Genomic DNA, 12,343 nt, shown 5'->3' with positions numbered 1-12,343 from the left:
CATGAGTACGTTATTTGTAGGTGAAGGCAACATCGGCAGCGTGCCGGAATTCCAGGAGTTCAACTCCAACCCGGATGAACCGCGGCGCCTGTTGCGGCTGAACGTCTATTTCGACAACCCGGTACCGCGTGAAGGCGGCTACGAGGATCGCGGCGGCTACTGGGCGCCCGTCGAGCTCTGGCACCGCGATGCCGAGCACTGGAGCACGCTGTACCAGAAAGGCATGCGCGTCTTGGTCGAGGGCCGCACGGTCAAGGATGAGTGGGAGGACAGCGAAGACAACGCGCGGGTGACGTTCAAGGTCGAAGCGCGGCGCATCGGTATCCTGCCGCATCGCCTGGCCTCGGTCACCATGCGCGAGAAGGCGCAGGACACTCCCAACGCCACGCGTAAAGGCGGTGGCAAGAAAGCTCCGCGCAAGGCCGGGTGAAGGTGGAAGTCAGTGGAATCGCTGCGCCCTGCGCGGTACCGCAGGGGTTGCGCAGCTCAGCCGGCGGGCAGCATTGACGCTCGGCACGCTATCCATCTCGCCGGGCTTTCCCGCGCTGTCCACTCTCCAGCAACTGCTTCACCTCCGTCAGGCACTGATCCAGGGCAAGGAATGCCCGCCAGTGCGCCGGACTCTCCTGAACCCAAGCAATCAACAGCGCGCGCGCCTGCGCATTGTCCGGTTCCAGATGGGTAGCCATGAACAGCTCGTAGGCCTTGATCGCTAACTTATCTGCCTCACTCTGGTGGGATCCGTGCAAGTTGAAGCCTCCGTGTGAACGGGCGGGTCATGCAGTTATTTTTCGTGATACACCTCATAGGGTTGTCAGTCAACTCTTTGAGCCGTTCATATCCCTAGGTGGCTAGTCAACCATATGGGTCGAATTGGAGAGCGCCCCGTTGCCCGTCAAAGAGCCTAGCCCACATCACATTGGCCGCCAGTTGGCGAAGTATCGTCGCGACCGCCGCTTGACCCAGGACCAGGTCGGCGAGCACCTGCGCATTTCCGGCGAGGCCGTCTCGCGCCTGGAGCGTGGCCTGGTTGAGCTGTCCGTGACGAAGCTGCTGCAGTTGGCCGACCTGTACGGTTGCCCCGTCGATGAACTGCTGCTGGCCATCAGTCCTCGCCCCCAGGATCAGGGCCAGCAGATCACCGCGATCATCAAGGAGCTGGGCGACGCCGATAAGCAGTTCGCCCTAGAGTTTCTGCAAACGCTGGCCACTCATCTCGCGCAACGCAAGTAAGGGTTTCGCCCGGCGCTGACACATCGAATCGACCCCACCGGTTTCGGCTTTACCCTAGCGTTCCACGACCACTGCCCCACCCTGTCGGTACCCACCGAGAGGGCCCACGTATGCGCCTGTTTATTTGCGAGAAACCGTCCCAAGCCCGCGACATCGCCCGGGTCCTGCAGGCCAGCCGGCGCGGTGATGGCTGCCTGCAGGGCCAGAACGTCACCGTCACCTGGTGCGTCGGCCATCTGCTGGAAACCGCGCCCCCTGAAACCTATGGTGATTACAAACGCTGGTCGCTGGACGACTTGCCGATCATTCCCAGCCGCTGGCAGTTGGTGGTCAAGCCCAAGGTCGCCAGCCAGCTGAAGGTAATCGACCAACTGTTGCGTACGTGCGGCGAGGTGGTTATCGCCACCGATGCTGATCGCGAGGGTGAGATGATCGCCCGCGAGATCCTTGAGCGCTGTCAGTACCAGGGACCGATCCTGCGCCTCTGGCTGTCCGCCCTGGATGAGGCCTCGATCCGCCGCGCCTTGGCCGCCTTGCGTCCAGGCGAACAGACCCTGCCGCTGTACCACTGTGCACTGGCCCGCTCCCGCGCCGACTGGCTGGTGGGCATCAATTTGAGTCGACTGTTCACCCTGCTCGGCCGCCGCGCCGGCTTCGACGGTCTGCTACCGGTAGGCCGCGTCCAAACGCCAACCCTGCGCCTGGTGGTCGAACGCGACCGCGCCATCGCCAGCTTCGTGCCGCAACCCTTCTGGAACGTCGCCGCTTCCAGGCCTATGACGCCAAAGGGGGGTTGGTCAGTACGGGCATGAATCTGACGTGGGCCGTGCCATTGGGCGAACACACCACATTCACAACCCTGCTGGACGTACAGTATTTGTCCAAGGAGGCAGCAGACAGCCCGATTGTCGAGCGGCGCCTGCAAAGCGCAGTCGTAGGCATGCTGGACTACACCTTCTGAGCATGGCCCATGGGCTCAGGCCTCGGGCGTCAGTGGCGGCAACGGCAGCTGCCCGATGCCGCTCACAAGCCTGTCACGGGCCTATCCAAGCAACTGGCTCAACACGGCCCGCAACTTCCCCGGTTTGACCGGCTTGTTCAGCAGCGGCGCGCCGAGCTTGTGCAACGCGCGTCGGCACTGATCGCTGCGGTCTGCGGTGATGATCACCGCAGGAATGGCGGTGGCAAAATGTTCGCGCAAGTGCCTGACCACCTCGCACCCCACAACGCCGTGATCCAGGTGAAAATCCGCCAGGATCAGTTCCGGCGCGTGCCCCTGCAAGGCCACCAAGGCACCCGCCTCGTCGGTGGCGGTCACCACCTCGCAGCCCCACTGCCCAAGCAGCGCCCCCATGCTCTGGAGGATGCTCACTTCGTTGTCGACCACCAGCAGCCGCCGGCCCGGCAACGGGTTACCGGCACTGGGCTGCGGCGCGGCTGGGTGGATAGGCAGGGGGATTTTTTCGCCGATCGGCACCTCGATGCTGAACATCGAGCCACGGCCCGGCCATGACCGCACCTGGACCCGGTAACCAAGAATCTTGGCGATCCGCTCGACGATGGCCAAGCCCAGGCCTACGCCTTTGCGATCGGCAGCGCGGCCGACGTCCAGCTGATTGAACTCAAGGAAAATGGCCTCCAGCCGATCCTCGGCGATGCCCCGCCCGGTATCCCACACCTCCAGACGCAAGCAACCGCCGCAACGCCTGGCCCCCAGCAAGATCTTGCCCTCATCGGTGTAACGGCATGCGTTGCTGAGAAAGTTGCGCAAAATCCGTGTCAGCAGCCGCAGGTCGGTGCTGATGGCATAGTCGCCGACGCGCGCCCGCAGTTTCAGGCCTTCGGCATCCGCCACCGAGCGGAACTCCGAAACCAGTGGGCCGAACAGTTCGTCGAGGCGGTACAACGCGACATCAGGCTTGACCGCCGCCTGATCGAGCCGGGAGATGTCCAACAGGTCGGTCAGCAGGTCTTCGGCGCCCTCCAGTGCCTGGTGGGTACGCTCCACCAGCAGCTGTTCTGCCTCCGGCAACTGCCGTTCGCGCAGGGTCGAAATTAGCAGGCGGGCGGCATTGAGCGGTTGCAGCAGGTCATGGCTGGCGGCAGCGAGGTATTTGTCCTTGCTGCGGTTAGCGGTTTCAGCGGCGTCGCGGGCAACGCGCAGGGCCCGGGCAATCGCTTTACGCTCGGTGATCTGCTGTTGCAGGTTGCGGTTGGCCTCCAGCAGTTCATCGGTACGGGCAGCGACCCGTTGTTCGAGCTCGTCATTAAGTTGTTGCAGGTGCTGCTGAGCCTGTTTGCGCTCGGTGATGTCGGCGACGAAGCCTTCGACCAAGCCTTCCTGGCCGGGCTTGAGCAGCAAGTTCATCAGCACATCGAGGTGGCTGCCGTCCTTGCGCCGCAAGCGGGTTTCGTAGCCGTGCAGGCTGTGTTCACGCGTGAGGGCCCTGGTGATGGTGTGCAGCTCTTCGGCACCGCCGACAAACAGGTTGGTGGCCAGGTCAGTCAGGGAAAACAGCACCGCTTGGGGGCTCTCGTAGCCCAGCATGCGCGCCAGCGCCGGGTTGGCGGCACGCATGCCCTCTTGCAGGCTGGCTTGGAAAATCCCGTGGACGGCGTTTTCGAACAGCCATTTGTAGCGGTTGCGTTCGGCCTCCAGCTCGTCCAGGCGGGCCGCAAGCTCCGGGTAATGGCTTTTGCGGGCCGAGTGGTCACCCAGCCCCAACAGCCCGGCCAGCGCCCGCTGCTGCTCGTCAGAGGGCCTCGCCATAGACGACCTCGACATCACGCTGGCTCGACTCGCGGGGGTTGGTGAGGATGCACGGGTCATCCATCGCATGCTGCGACAAAAACGGGATGTCGGACGTACGCACCCCGTGCAAACCCAGGGTTTCGTGGAAGCCGATCGCGTGCTTCAGGGCGATCAGGTGATCCACCAGGCGCCCGCAGATCTGCCGGTGATTGAGGCCGCGACAATCAATGCCAAATACCTCGGCAATCACCTTGAAACGCTCCGGCGCCGAGCTGTAGTTGAACGCCACCACGTGTTCCACCAGCACGGCGTTGCACAGGCCGTGGGGCAAGTCGAGAAAACCGCCCAGGCTGTGGGACATGGCGTGCACCGCGCCCAGAATCGCGTTGGAAAACGCCAGCCCGGCCTGCATGCTGCCCAGCATGATCTTCTCGCGCAGGGCGATGTCGGTCGGGTTGGCGATCATCTGCACCAGGTTGCCATTGATCAAGCGCATGGCTTCCAGCGCATGGGGGTCGGTCAACGGGCCGTGGCCGGTGGAGACGAACGCTTCGATGGCATGCACCAGCGCATCGATGCCGGTGCACGCTGACAGGAACGGGTCCATGCTCAGGGTGGTTTGCGGGTCGATCAGCGAGACGTCGGGCACCACGGCCTTGCTGACGATGGAAAACTTCATGCGCTCCTGCTGGTTGGAAATGATCACGAACTGCGACACGTCCGCCGAGGTGCCGGCCGTGGTGGGGATCAGGATCAGCGGCGGGCTGGGCACGCGGATCATGTCCACGCCTTCGAACTCAAGGATGCTGCGCCCGTGGGCGACCACGATGCCGATCGCCTTGCCACAATCCATCGGGCTGCCGCCGCCCACGGCGACAATCACGTCACAGTGGTTCTCCCGGTAGATCTCGGCGCCCAGCATGACCTCTTCGACCCGAGGGTTGGGCGACACGGCCGTGTACAGGCAGTAATCGATGCCCTGCGCCTGCAGGCTGGCCTCGACATCCGCCACCCAACCGGCGGCAATCACACCGGGGTCGCTGACCACCAGTACCTTGCGGGCGCCGAAGGTCTTGGCGTAATTGGCGACGTTATGCCGGCAGCCGGCACCGAAGATGATTTCAGGCGAAACAAACTTACGCAGCGGGCTGAAACTCTGGCTCATTGGAAAGCCTGTTCTTATTGTTCTGGAAGGTGACCGCCAGCGTAATGCATCCCGCCGAGAAAGTAATCAGACCAAAGCGTTGCCACGGCTCAGCCACGATAAATCAGGCGCGACGCCTGCTCGTTGCGCAAGGTCAGTTGCGCCAGCCCCTGCCCCGCCGTCTCTGCTTCCTGCCGGGCCTTGAGAATCACGCCGTGGTGCGGCGACTTGCTGCACACCGGGTCTGCATTGGCCGCATCGCCGGTGAGCATGTATGCCTGGCAGCGGCAGCCACCGAAATCCTGGTGCTTTTCATCGCACGAGCGACAGGGCTCCTTCATCCAGTCATTGCCACGGAAGCGGTTGAAGCCGAATGAATCGTTCCAGATGTGCTCGATGCTGTGCTCGCGCACGTTGGGGAAGGCCACCGGCAACTGGCGGGCGCTGTGGCACGGCAACGCAGTGCCGTCTGGGGTGATATCGAGGAACAGGTTGGCCCAGCCGTTCATGCAGGCCTTTGGGCGTTCTTCGTAGTAATCCGGCGTGACGAAAATCAGCTTGCACGGATGCCCTTCGGCCTCCAGCCGTTGTCGATAGCCCTGGGTAATGCGCTCCGCACGCTGCAATTGTTCGCGTGTCGGCAACAGGCCGACACGGTTGAGCTCAGCCCAACCGTAGAACTGGCAGGTCGCCAGCTCCACGAAGTCCGCCTGCAACGTCAGGCACAGCTCGATAATGTCGGCAATCTGGTCGATGTTGTGCCGATGGGTCACGAAGTTGAGCACCATCGGATACCCCTGTGCCTTGACCGCCTTGGCCATCGCCAGCTTCTGGGCGAACGCCTTGCGCGAGCCGGCCAGCATGTTGTTGACCGCCTCATCTGCTGCCTGGAAGCTGATCTGGATATGGTCGAGCCCGGCGAGCTTGAAGTCGCGGACTTTCTGTTCGGTCAGGCCGATGCCAGAGGTGATCAGGTTGGTGTAGTACCCCATGTCCCGCGCAGCCTTGATCAGTTGCCCCAGGTCCTGGCGCACCAGCGGTTCGCCGCCGGAAAAACCCAGTTGCGCGGCGCCCATCGCCCGTGCCTCGCGGAATACCCGGATCCACTCCTCAGTGGTCAGCTCCTGGCCATGCTGGGCAAAGTCCAACGGGTTGGAACAATACGGGCATTGCAGCGGGCAGCGGTAGGTCAGCTCCGCCAGCAGCCACAGCGGCGGCCCAGGGCGCGGGTCATTCAATCCAGTGCTTGGCACGGGCCACCTCCAGAAACGCCAGCACATCCTCGTCCAGCCCCTGAACATCGGGGAACCGTTGCGCCAGGCCGTCGATAATCGCCGCCACGCAACGCTGGCCGTCCAGTAATTCAAGTACCCAGCCGGCACTGGGATTGAGCTTGATCATGCCCTCGGGGTACAGCAGCACATGGCAGTCCTGACGCGGTTCCCATTGCAGGCGGAACCCGCGGCGCAAACCCAGCACCTGTTCGCCATCGATCAGTTTCACAGGGCGATCCCCCGATGCCAGACGCTTTCCTGCGTCACGCTGTGGTACGGGGGCCGCTCCAGCTCATACGCCATGCTCATGGCATCGAGCATGCTCCACAGCACGTCCAGCTTGAACTGCAGAATTTCCAGCATCCGTTGCTGGCCCGCACGCGTGACGTAGTGCGCCAAGGTGATGCGCAGGCCATGTTCGACGTCGCGTCGTGCCTGGCCCAGGCGTGTGCGGAAATAGTCATAGCCGGCGGCATCGATCCACGGGTAGTGCTGGGGCCAGCTGTCCAGGCGCGACTGATGGATCTGTGGCGCGAACAGTTCGGTCAGCGAACTGCTGGCAGCCTCCTGCCAGCCTGCGCGGCGGGCGAAATTGACGTAGGCGTCCACGGCAAACCGCACCCCCGGCAGGACCATCTCCTGGGACAGGATGCGTTCACGGTCCAGCCCGACCGCTTCGCCAAGGCGCAACCAGGCCTCGATGCCGCCTTCGCTGCCCGGCGCGCCATCGTGGTCGAGCACCCGTTGCAGCCATTGCCGGCGTACCTCACGGTCCGGGCAGTTGGCAAGGATCGCGGCATCCTTGAGCGGGATGTTGACCTGGTAATAGAAGCGGTTGGCAACCCAGCCCTGAATCTGCGCCCGGGTCGCACGCCCGGCGTACATCGCCTGATGGAAGGGATGATGAATATGGTAGTAAGCGCCCTTCGCCCGCAGGGCCGCTTCGAATTCGCCGGGTGTCATGGGGGTGTCGGTCATTGCGGTTCTCCAGGTTGCGCGGTGCCAGCCACTACAGCGCGATAGACAAGCCGTCATACGCCACTTCAATCCCCCGCCGATCCAGCAAGGCCCGCTCGGCCGAGTCTTCGTCGAGGATCGGGTTGGTGTTGTTGATATGGATGAGGATCTTGCGCTGACGGCTGAAGCCCTCCAGCACGTCGAGCATGCCACCGGGGCCGCTCTGCGCCAGGTGGCCCATCTCACTGCCCAGGCTCTGCCCGACTTCGCACACACGCATCTCATCGTCGCGCCACAGCGTGCCGTCCAGCAGCAGGCAGTCGGCATGGCGCATCCAGCTCGACACCTCGGCATCGACCTGCCCCAGGCCCGGCGCATAGAACACCGAGGCACCGCTGCGCCGGTCCTCGATGAGCAGGCCGATGGTGTCGCCCGGCTGCGGATTACCGCGATTGGGCGAGTATGGCGGTGCGTTGCTCACCAGCGGGATCGCGCGAAATTGCAGGTTGGGGCAGGCGGCGATGCGAAACGGTTCGCGGTCCAGGCCGATGCATTGCCACTGCAAGCCACCGTTCCAGTGCTTGAGCATGGTGAACAGCGGGAAACCGCTGCTCAGGTCTTGATGAACCCGCTCGGTGCACCACACCGTATGCGGGCAACCTTCGCGCAGGCTGAGCAGGCCCGTGCAATGGTCGATCTGGCTGTCCAGCAGCACCACCGCGCCAATCGCCGTGTCGCGCAGGCGGCGCGCCGGTTGCAAGGCGGGGAAGCTTTCGAGCTGGACGCGGATGTCGGGCGAGGCGTTGCACAGGATCCACTGCTCGCCGTCGTCGCTCACCGCGATCGAAGACTGCGTGCGCCGCTGCGCCCTCAGGCTACCGTTGCGCACACCGGTGCATTGACGACAGTTGCAGTTCCACTGCGGAAAACCACCGCCAGCGGCGGAGCCGAGAACACGAATGTGCATGGGCAACTATCCCCAGAGAAGGAACGGCCATCGCAGCGATGGCCGCAAAGCCATTAACGATTGGCGAAGTACATCGTCACTTCGAAGCCAATGCGTAGGTCGGTAAAGGCGGGTTTAGTCCACATGGAGCATTCCTCTTCTTGTGCCGGGCGATTCCGGTAGAGGCATTAATGCACGGGGGGCGGCGGGGCCGAATGCTACTTTGGAACGAGCTTGCGGGGTGCGTTGGTAGGGGGTAACGCGGGCCTTCACGCACGCGGGTGACGCACGCGGGGAGGCGCCCACCCAGAGCCCTCCCCGCGTGCGTCGTTGCATCCAGGCACGGCGGCACCCTACCGCCGCGCCTGTGTGCCCTTAGAAGAAGCCCAGCGGATTGATGTCATAGCTCACCAGCAGGTTCTTGGTCTGCTGGTAGTGGTCGAGCATCATCTTGTGGGTCTCGCGGCCCACGCCGGATTTCTTGTAACCACCAAACGCCGCATGCGCCGGGTACAGGTGGTAGCAGTTGGTCCACACGCGCCCGGCCTTGATCGCCCGGCCCATGCGGTAGGCACGGTTGATGTCGCGGGTCCACAGGCCAGCGCCCAGGCCGAACTCGCTGTCGTTGGCGATGGCCAGGGCTTCGGCTTCATCTTTGAAGGTGGTCACGCCCACCACCGGGCCAAAGATTTCTTCCTGGAACACGCGCATCTTGTTGTGGCCCTTGAGCAGGGTCGGCTGGATGTAGTAACCGGTCGCCAGGTCACCGTCGAGCCGTTCGGCGCCGCCGCCGGTGAGCAACTGCGCGCCCTCCTCCTTGGCAATCTCCAGGTAGGAGAGGATCTTGTCGTATTGCTGCTCGGAGGCCTGGGCACCCACCATGGTCTCGGTGTCCAGCGGGTTACCACGGGTGATCTTGGCGATCTTCTTCATCACCTCGGCCATGAACGGCTCGTAGATTGATTCCTGGATCAACGCCCGCGAGGGGCAGGTGCAAACCTCGCCCTGGTTGAAAAACGCCAGCACCAGGCCTTCGGCAGCCTTTTCGATGAACGCAGGCTCGGCCTGCATGATGTCTTCGAAGAAGATGTTCGGCGACTTGCCGCCCAGCTCGACGGTGGACGGGATGATGTTCTCGGCCGCGCACTTCATGATGTGCGAGCCCACCGGGGTGGAGCCTGTGAAGGCGATCTTGGCGATGCGCTTGCTGGTGGCCAGGGCCTCGCCAGCTTCACGGCCGAAGCCCTGGACGATGTTCAACACGCCCGCTGGCAGCAGGTCGGCGATCAGCTCGGCGAAAATCGTGATCGACAAAGGCGTCTGCTCAGCGGGTTTGAGCACCACGCAGTTGCCGGCGGCCAGCGCCGGGGCGAGTTTCCAGGCGGCCATCAGCAGCGGGAAGTTCCACGGAATGATCTGCCCGACCACCCCCAGGGGTTCGTGGAAATGGTAGGCCGTGGTCAGTTCGTTAATCTCTGCCGCGCCACCTTCCTGGGCCCGGATGCAGCCAGCGAAGTAGCGGAAGTGATCCGCCGCCAGCGGTACGTCGGCATTGAGGGTTTCGCGCACGGCCTTGCCGTTGTCCCAGCTTTCGCTGACGGCGAGGACCTCCAGGTTCTGCTCGATGCGGTCAGCGATCTTCAGCAGTACCAAGGCACGGTCCTGGACCGAGGTCTTGCCCCAGGCCTCGGCAGCGGCATGCGCAGCGTCCAGGGCCAGGTCGATGTCCTGGGCGGTGGAGCGCGGGAATTCGGCAATCGGCTGGCCATTGACCGGCGAGCTGTTGGTGAAGTACTGGCCACCGGACGGCGGCACGAACTCGCCGCCGATAAAGTTGCCGTAGCGTGGCTTGAAGGACACGACGGCGCCTGGGGTTCCGGGTTGTGCGTAGATCATGCTGAGCCTCTGCTGGTCGATGCCTGTCCAACGACAGGCGATGAACCCATGGTAAAAAGCCCCGCCTGCCGGACGAATGCATCGTTGGCAGCGGAGCTCTCGTCATTTGGTAGTAGGGCCGCAAGCGGCCCGCTGTCAGCTTTGCGGCTTGGCGCTAGGCGTTTGTGCCTCGACACTGGCCGCCTGCTGCAATTGCTTGGGCAGCTTGAAGGTCCATAGCATGCCGCCCTGGTTGAAGTCCTTGACCCGCTTGGCCACTTCTCCGCCCCACAGCGGCACCGCGCCGCCCCAGCCGGAAAGCACCGAGACGTATTGCTCGCCGTCCATTTCCCAGGTCACGGGCGAACCGAGCACACCGGAGCCGGTCTGGAATTCCCAGACCTTCTCGCCGGTCTTGGCGTTGAACGCCTGCAGGAAGCCTTCTGGCGTGCCGGTGAACACCAGGTTGCCCTTGGTGGTCAGCACCCCGCCCCACAGCGGCGCGTAGTTCTTGTGCCGCCAGACTTCCTTGCCGCTGATCGGGTCAATCGCGCGCAGCACGCCGATGTAGTCTTCATTGAGCGGCTTGATGGTGAACCCGGCCCCGAGGAACGCCGCGCCCTTCTTGTACGCGATGCCTTCGTTCCAGATGTCCATGCCCCATTCGTTGGACGGCACGTAGAACAGCCCGGTGTCCTTGTTGTAGGCCATCGGCATCCAGTTCTTGGCACCGAGGAAGGCCGGGGCGACGAACACCGAACTGCCCTTGGCCTCGCTGCCGGGTGCCCCTGGCCGGCTGGCCTCGTTGTAGATAGGTCGGCCATGCTTGTCCAGGCCCGTTGCCCAGGTGATCTTGTCGACGAAGGGGAAGCCGCGGATGAATGCGCCGTTGGTGCGGTCCAGCACGTAGAAGAAGCCGTTACGGTCAGCGGTAGCGGCGGCCTTGATCTCTTTGCCGCCCTCCTTGTAGTTGAAGGAGATCAGTTCGTTGACGCCGTCGAAATCCCAGCCGTCATGGGGCGTGCTCTGGAAGTGCCACTTGATGGTGCCGTCGTCCGGGTTCAGGGCCAGGCGCGACGAGGAATACAGGTTGTCGCCGGGGCGCAGGTGGGAGTTCCACGGCGCTGGGTTGCCGGTGCCGAACAGCAGCAGGTTGGTTTCTGGGTCGTAGTAACCGCCCAGCCACGGCGCTGCACCGCCGGTCTTCCACAGGTCGCCGGGCCAGGTCTTGCCCGCCTCGCCGCCAGAAATCCCATTCTCGATCGCCTTGCCGTCCTTGTAGACGTAGCCCATGTGCCCTTCCACAGTCGGGCGCATCCACAGCAGCTCACCGTTTTCCGGGTTGTAGGCCTGGATCTTGCCCACCACGCCGAACTCGCCACCGGCCACACCGGTGATCAGCTTGCCATTGACGATCATCGGCGCGGCGCTGATGGAATAGCCTTCTTTGTGGTCGGCGACCTTTTTGCTCCACACCACCTTGCCGGTGTCTTTGTTCAGGGCCACTAGCTTGGCATCCAGGGTGCCGAAGAACACCAGGTCGCCGTACAGCGCGACGCCACGGTTGATCACGTCACAGCAGGGGCGGATGTCGTCCGGCAGGCGCGCATCGTATTGCCAGAGTTTTTTGCCGGTACGGGCATCGACAGCGAACACCCGCGAATAGGAACCGGTCATGTACATCACGCCGTCCTTGATCAGCGGCTGGGCCTGCTGGCCGCGCTGCTTCTCACCGCCAAACGAAAAGGCCCAGACCGGCCGCAGCTCCTTGACGTTGCCGACATTGAGCAGGTCCAGCGGGCTGTAGCGCTGGCCCTGGACACCCAGGCCGTTGGTCACGATCTGCTGGGGGTTCTTGGGGTCCTGGAGGATTTCTTCATCGCTGACAGCGGCCTGTGCCGCGCCGGACAGCAGCATGGCGCTGAGCACCAGGCTCACGGCGAACAAGGGACGACGTGGGGATCGGGTCATGACGGCTACCTTTGGTTTTTTTGTTGTCCCCGGGAAATTTTCCCGGTGTGCCGAGAATTCTTGGGCCCGACCTGTTTGCCAACAATTGCCCGCAATGTGGAGTTTTCTAGTTCCTTGGTACAACGCCTCTCATAGAACAACGCATAGCTTGTTGAGGTAGCAGGGACCCTGTGGGAGCGGGCTTGTCCCGC

13 protein-coding genes and 1 pseudogene are annotated in these 12,343 nt (G+C 63.4%); 4 read left to right on the top strand and 10 right to left on the bottom strand.

Going from position 1 to position 12,343, the window contains the following annotated elements:
• Position 1 precedes the first annotated feature (1 nt).
• On the top strand, positions 2-430 hold the full coding sequence (locus tag OGV19_RS08555) for a single-stranded DNA-binding protein (protein ID WP_264312986.1): 429 nt from the start codon (positions 2-4) through the stop codon (positions 428-430).
• A gap of 88 nt (positions 431-518) precedes the next feature.
• On the opposite strand, the gene OGV19_RS08550 is transcribed toward OGV19_RS08555, so the two are convergent.
• Positions 519-689, bottom strand: coding sequence for a hypothetical protein (locus tag OGV19_RS08550; RefSeq protein ID WP_258008193.1), 171 nt, complete (start codon positions 687-689; stop codon positions 519-521).
• A gap of 199 nt (positions 690-888) precedes the next feature.
• Between OGV19_RS08550 and OGV19_RS08545 the strand changes: the two genes are divergently transcribed.
• The 3 genes and pseudogenes from OGV19_RS08545 to OGV19_RS08535 all read left to right on the top strand — a co-directional run bounded on the left by OGV19_RS08545 (position 889) and on the right by OGV19_RS08535 (position 2,194).
• Entirely contained in the window at positions 889-1,233 is a 345-nt protein-coding gene (locus tag OGV19_RS08545) for a helix-turn-helix domain-containing protein (protein ID WP_264312489.1), read from the top strand.
• A gap of 110 nt (positions 1,234-1,343) precedes the next feature.
• Positions 1,344-2,000 (top strand): annotated as a pseudogene (locus tag OGV19_RS08540) (DNA topoisomerase); the annotation flags it as partial.
• A gap of 41 nt (positions 2,001-2,041) precedes the next feature.
• On the top strand, positions 2,042-2,194 hold the full coding sequence (locus OGV19_RS08535; protein ID WP_319026042.1) for a MipA/OmpV family protein: 153 nt from the start codon (positions 2,042-2,044) through the stop codon (positions 2,192-2,194).
• An 81-nt stretch (positions 2,195-2,275) separates the two neighbouring features.
• On the opposite strand, the gene OGV19_RS08530 is transcribed toward OGV19_RS08535, so the two are convergent.
• The 9 genes from OGV19_RS08530 to pedH all read right to left on the bottom strand — a co-directional run bounded on the left by OGV19_RS08530 (position 2,276) and on the right by pedH (position 12,152).
• Positions 2,276-4,003, bottom strand: a complete 1,728-nt coding sequence (locus OGV19_RS08530; protein WP_264312985.1) for a PAS domain-containing hybrid sensor histidine kinase/response regulator — start codon at positions 4,001-4,003, stop codon at positions 2,276-2,278.
• The gene (gene ercA / locus OGV19_RS08525) at positions 3,987-5,150 is read right to left on the bottom strand and encodes an alcohol dehydrogenase-like regulatory protein ErcA (RefSeq protein ID WP_099429598.1); all 1,164 of its coding nucleotides are present in this window, start codon (positions 5,148-5,150) and stop codon (positions 3,987-3,989) included. The genes OGV19_RS08530 and ercA overlap by 17 nt, the downstream gene beginning before the upstream one ends.
• 89 nt (positions 5,151-5,239) lie before the next feature.
• Positions 5,240-6,409: a pyrroloquinoline quinone biosynthesis protein PqqE gene (pqqE, locus tag OGV19_RS08520; protein ID WP_264312984.1), complete on the bottom strand. Its 1,170-nt coding sequence runs from the start codon at positions 6,407-6,409 to the stop codon at positions 5,240-5,242.
• Positions 6,360-6,632 (bottom strand): pyrroloquinoline quinone biosynthesis peptide chaperone PqqD, encoded by a 273-nt coding sequence (pqqD, locus tag OGV19_RS08515; protein WP_264312983.1) that lies wholly within the window; start codon positions 6,630-6,632, stop codon positions 6,360-6,362. The genes pqqE and pqqD overlap by 50 nt, the downstream gene beginning before the upstream one ends.
• Positions 6,629-7,381 carry a pyrroloquinoline-quinone synthase PqqC gene (gene pqqC / locus OGV19_RS08510; RefSeq protein WP_264312982.1) on the bottom strand — a complete coding sequence of 251 codons (753 nt, stop codon included), beginning with the start codon at positions 7,379-7,381 and terminating at the stop codon, positions 6,629-6,631. Before pqqC ends, pqqD begins: the two co-directional genes overlap by 4 nt.
• Before the next feature lie 31 nt (positions 7,382-7,412).
• Positions 7,413-8,327, bottom strand: a complete 915-nt coding sequence (pqqB, locus tag OGV19_RS08505) for a pyrroloquinoline quinone biosynthesis protein PqqB (RefSeq protein WP_264312981.1) — start codon at positions 8,325-8,327, stop codon at positions 7,413-7,415.
• Positions 8,328-8,380: 53 nt separating this feature from the next.
• Positions 8,381-8,452: a pyrroloquinoline quinone precursor peptide PqqA gene (gene pqqA, locus OGV19_RS08500; RefSeq protein WP_003253598.1), complete on the bottom strand. Its 72-nt coding sequence runs from the start codon at positions 8,450-8,452 to the stop codon at positions 8,381-8,383.
• A gap of 229 nt (positions 8,453-8,681) precedes the next feature.
• A complete protein-coding gene (locus OGV19_RS08495) occupies positions 8,682-10,202 on the bottom strand; it encodes an acetaldehyde dehydrogenase ExaC (RefSeq protein ID WP_264312980.1) in 1,521 nt (506 codons plus the stop codon).
• Between the two features lie 135 nt (positions 10,203-10,337).
• Entirely contained in the window at positions 10,338-12,152 is a 1,815-nt protein-coding gene (pedH, locus tag OGV19_RS08490; RefSeq protein ID WP_264312979.1) for a PQQ-dependent alcohol dehydrogenase PedH, read from the bottom strand.
• Between the last annotated feature and the right edge of the window lie 191 nt (positions 12,153-12,343).

It is taken from the genome of Pseudomonas putida (assembly GCF_025905425.1).
GTDB lineage: Bacteria > Pseudomonadota > Gammaproteobacteria > Pseudomonadales > Pseudomonadaceae > Aquipseudomonas > Aquipseudomonas putida_AF.
Note: the sequence above shows the minus strand (reverse complement) of the source record. Positions and strands in the feature narration are given on the sequence as shown.

Excerpts from the sequence above, each read along its gene's own strand:
- pqqE (WP_264312984.1), bottom strand. The coding sequence starts at position 6,409 with ATGTGCTGGCGTTTCTGGAGGTGGCCCGTGCCAAGCACTGGATTGAAT.
- pedH (WP_264312979.1), bottom strand. The coding sequence starts at position 12,152 with ATGACCCGATCCCCACGTCGTCCCTTGTTCGCCGTGAGCCTGGTGCTC.
- pqqC (WP_264312982.1), bottom strand. The coding sequence starts at position 7,381 with ATGACCGACACCCCCATGACACCCGGCGAATTCGAAGCGGCCCTGCGG.
- OGV19_RS08550 (WP_258008193.1), bottom strand. The coding sequence starts at position 689 with ATGGCTACCCATCTGGAACCGGACAATGCGCAGGCGCGCGCGCTGTTG.
- OGV19_RS08495 (WP_264312980.1), bottom strand. The coding sequence starts at position 10,202 with ATGATCTACGCACAACCCGGAACCCCAGGCGCCGTCGTGTCCTTCAAG.
- OGV19_RS08555 (WP_264312986.1), top strand. The coding sequence starts at position 2 with ATGAGTACGTTATTTGTAGGTGAAGGCAACATCGGCAGCGTGCCGGAA.
- ercA (WP_099429598.1), bottom strand. The coding sequence starts at position 5,150 with ATGAGCCAGAGTTTCAGCCCGCTGCGTAAGTTTGTTTCGCCTGAAATC.
- OGV19_RS08530 (WP_264312985.1), bottom strand. The coding sequence starts at position 4,003 with ATGGCGAGGCCCTCTGACGAGCAGCAGCGGGCGCTGGCCGGGCTGTTG.
- OGV19_RS08535 (WP_319026042.1), top strand. The coding sequence starts at position 2,042 with ATGAATCTGACGTGGGCCGTGCCATTGGGCGAACACACCACATTCACA.
- pqqB (WP_264312981.1), bottom strand. The coding sequence starts at position 8,327 with ATGCACATTCGTGTTCTCGGCTCCGCCGCTGGCGGTGGTTTTCCGCAG.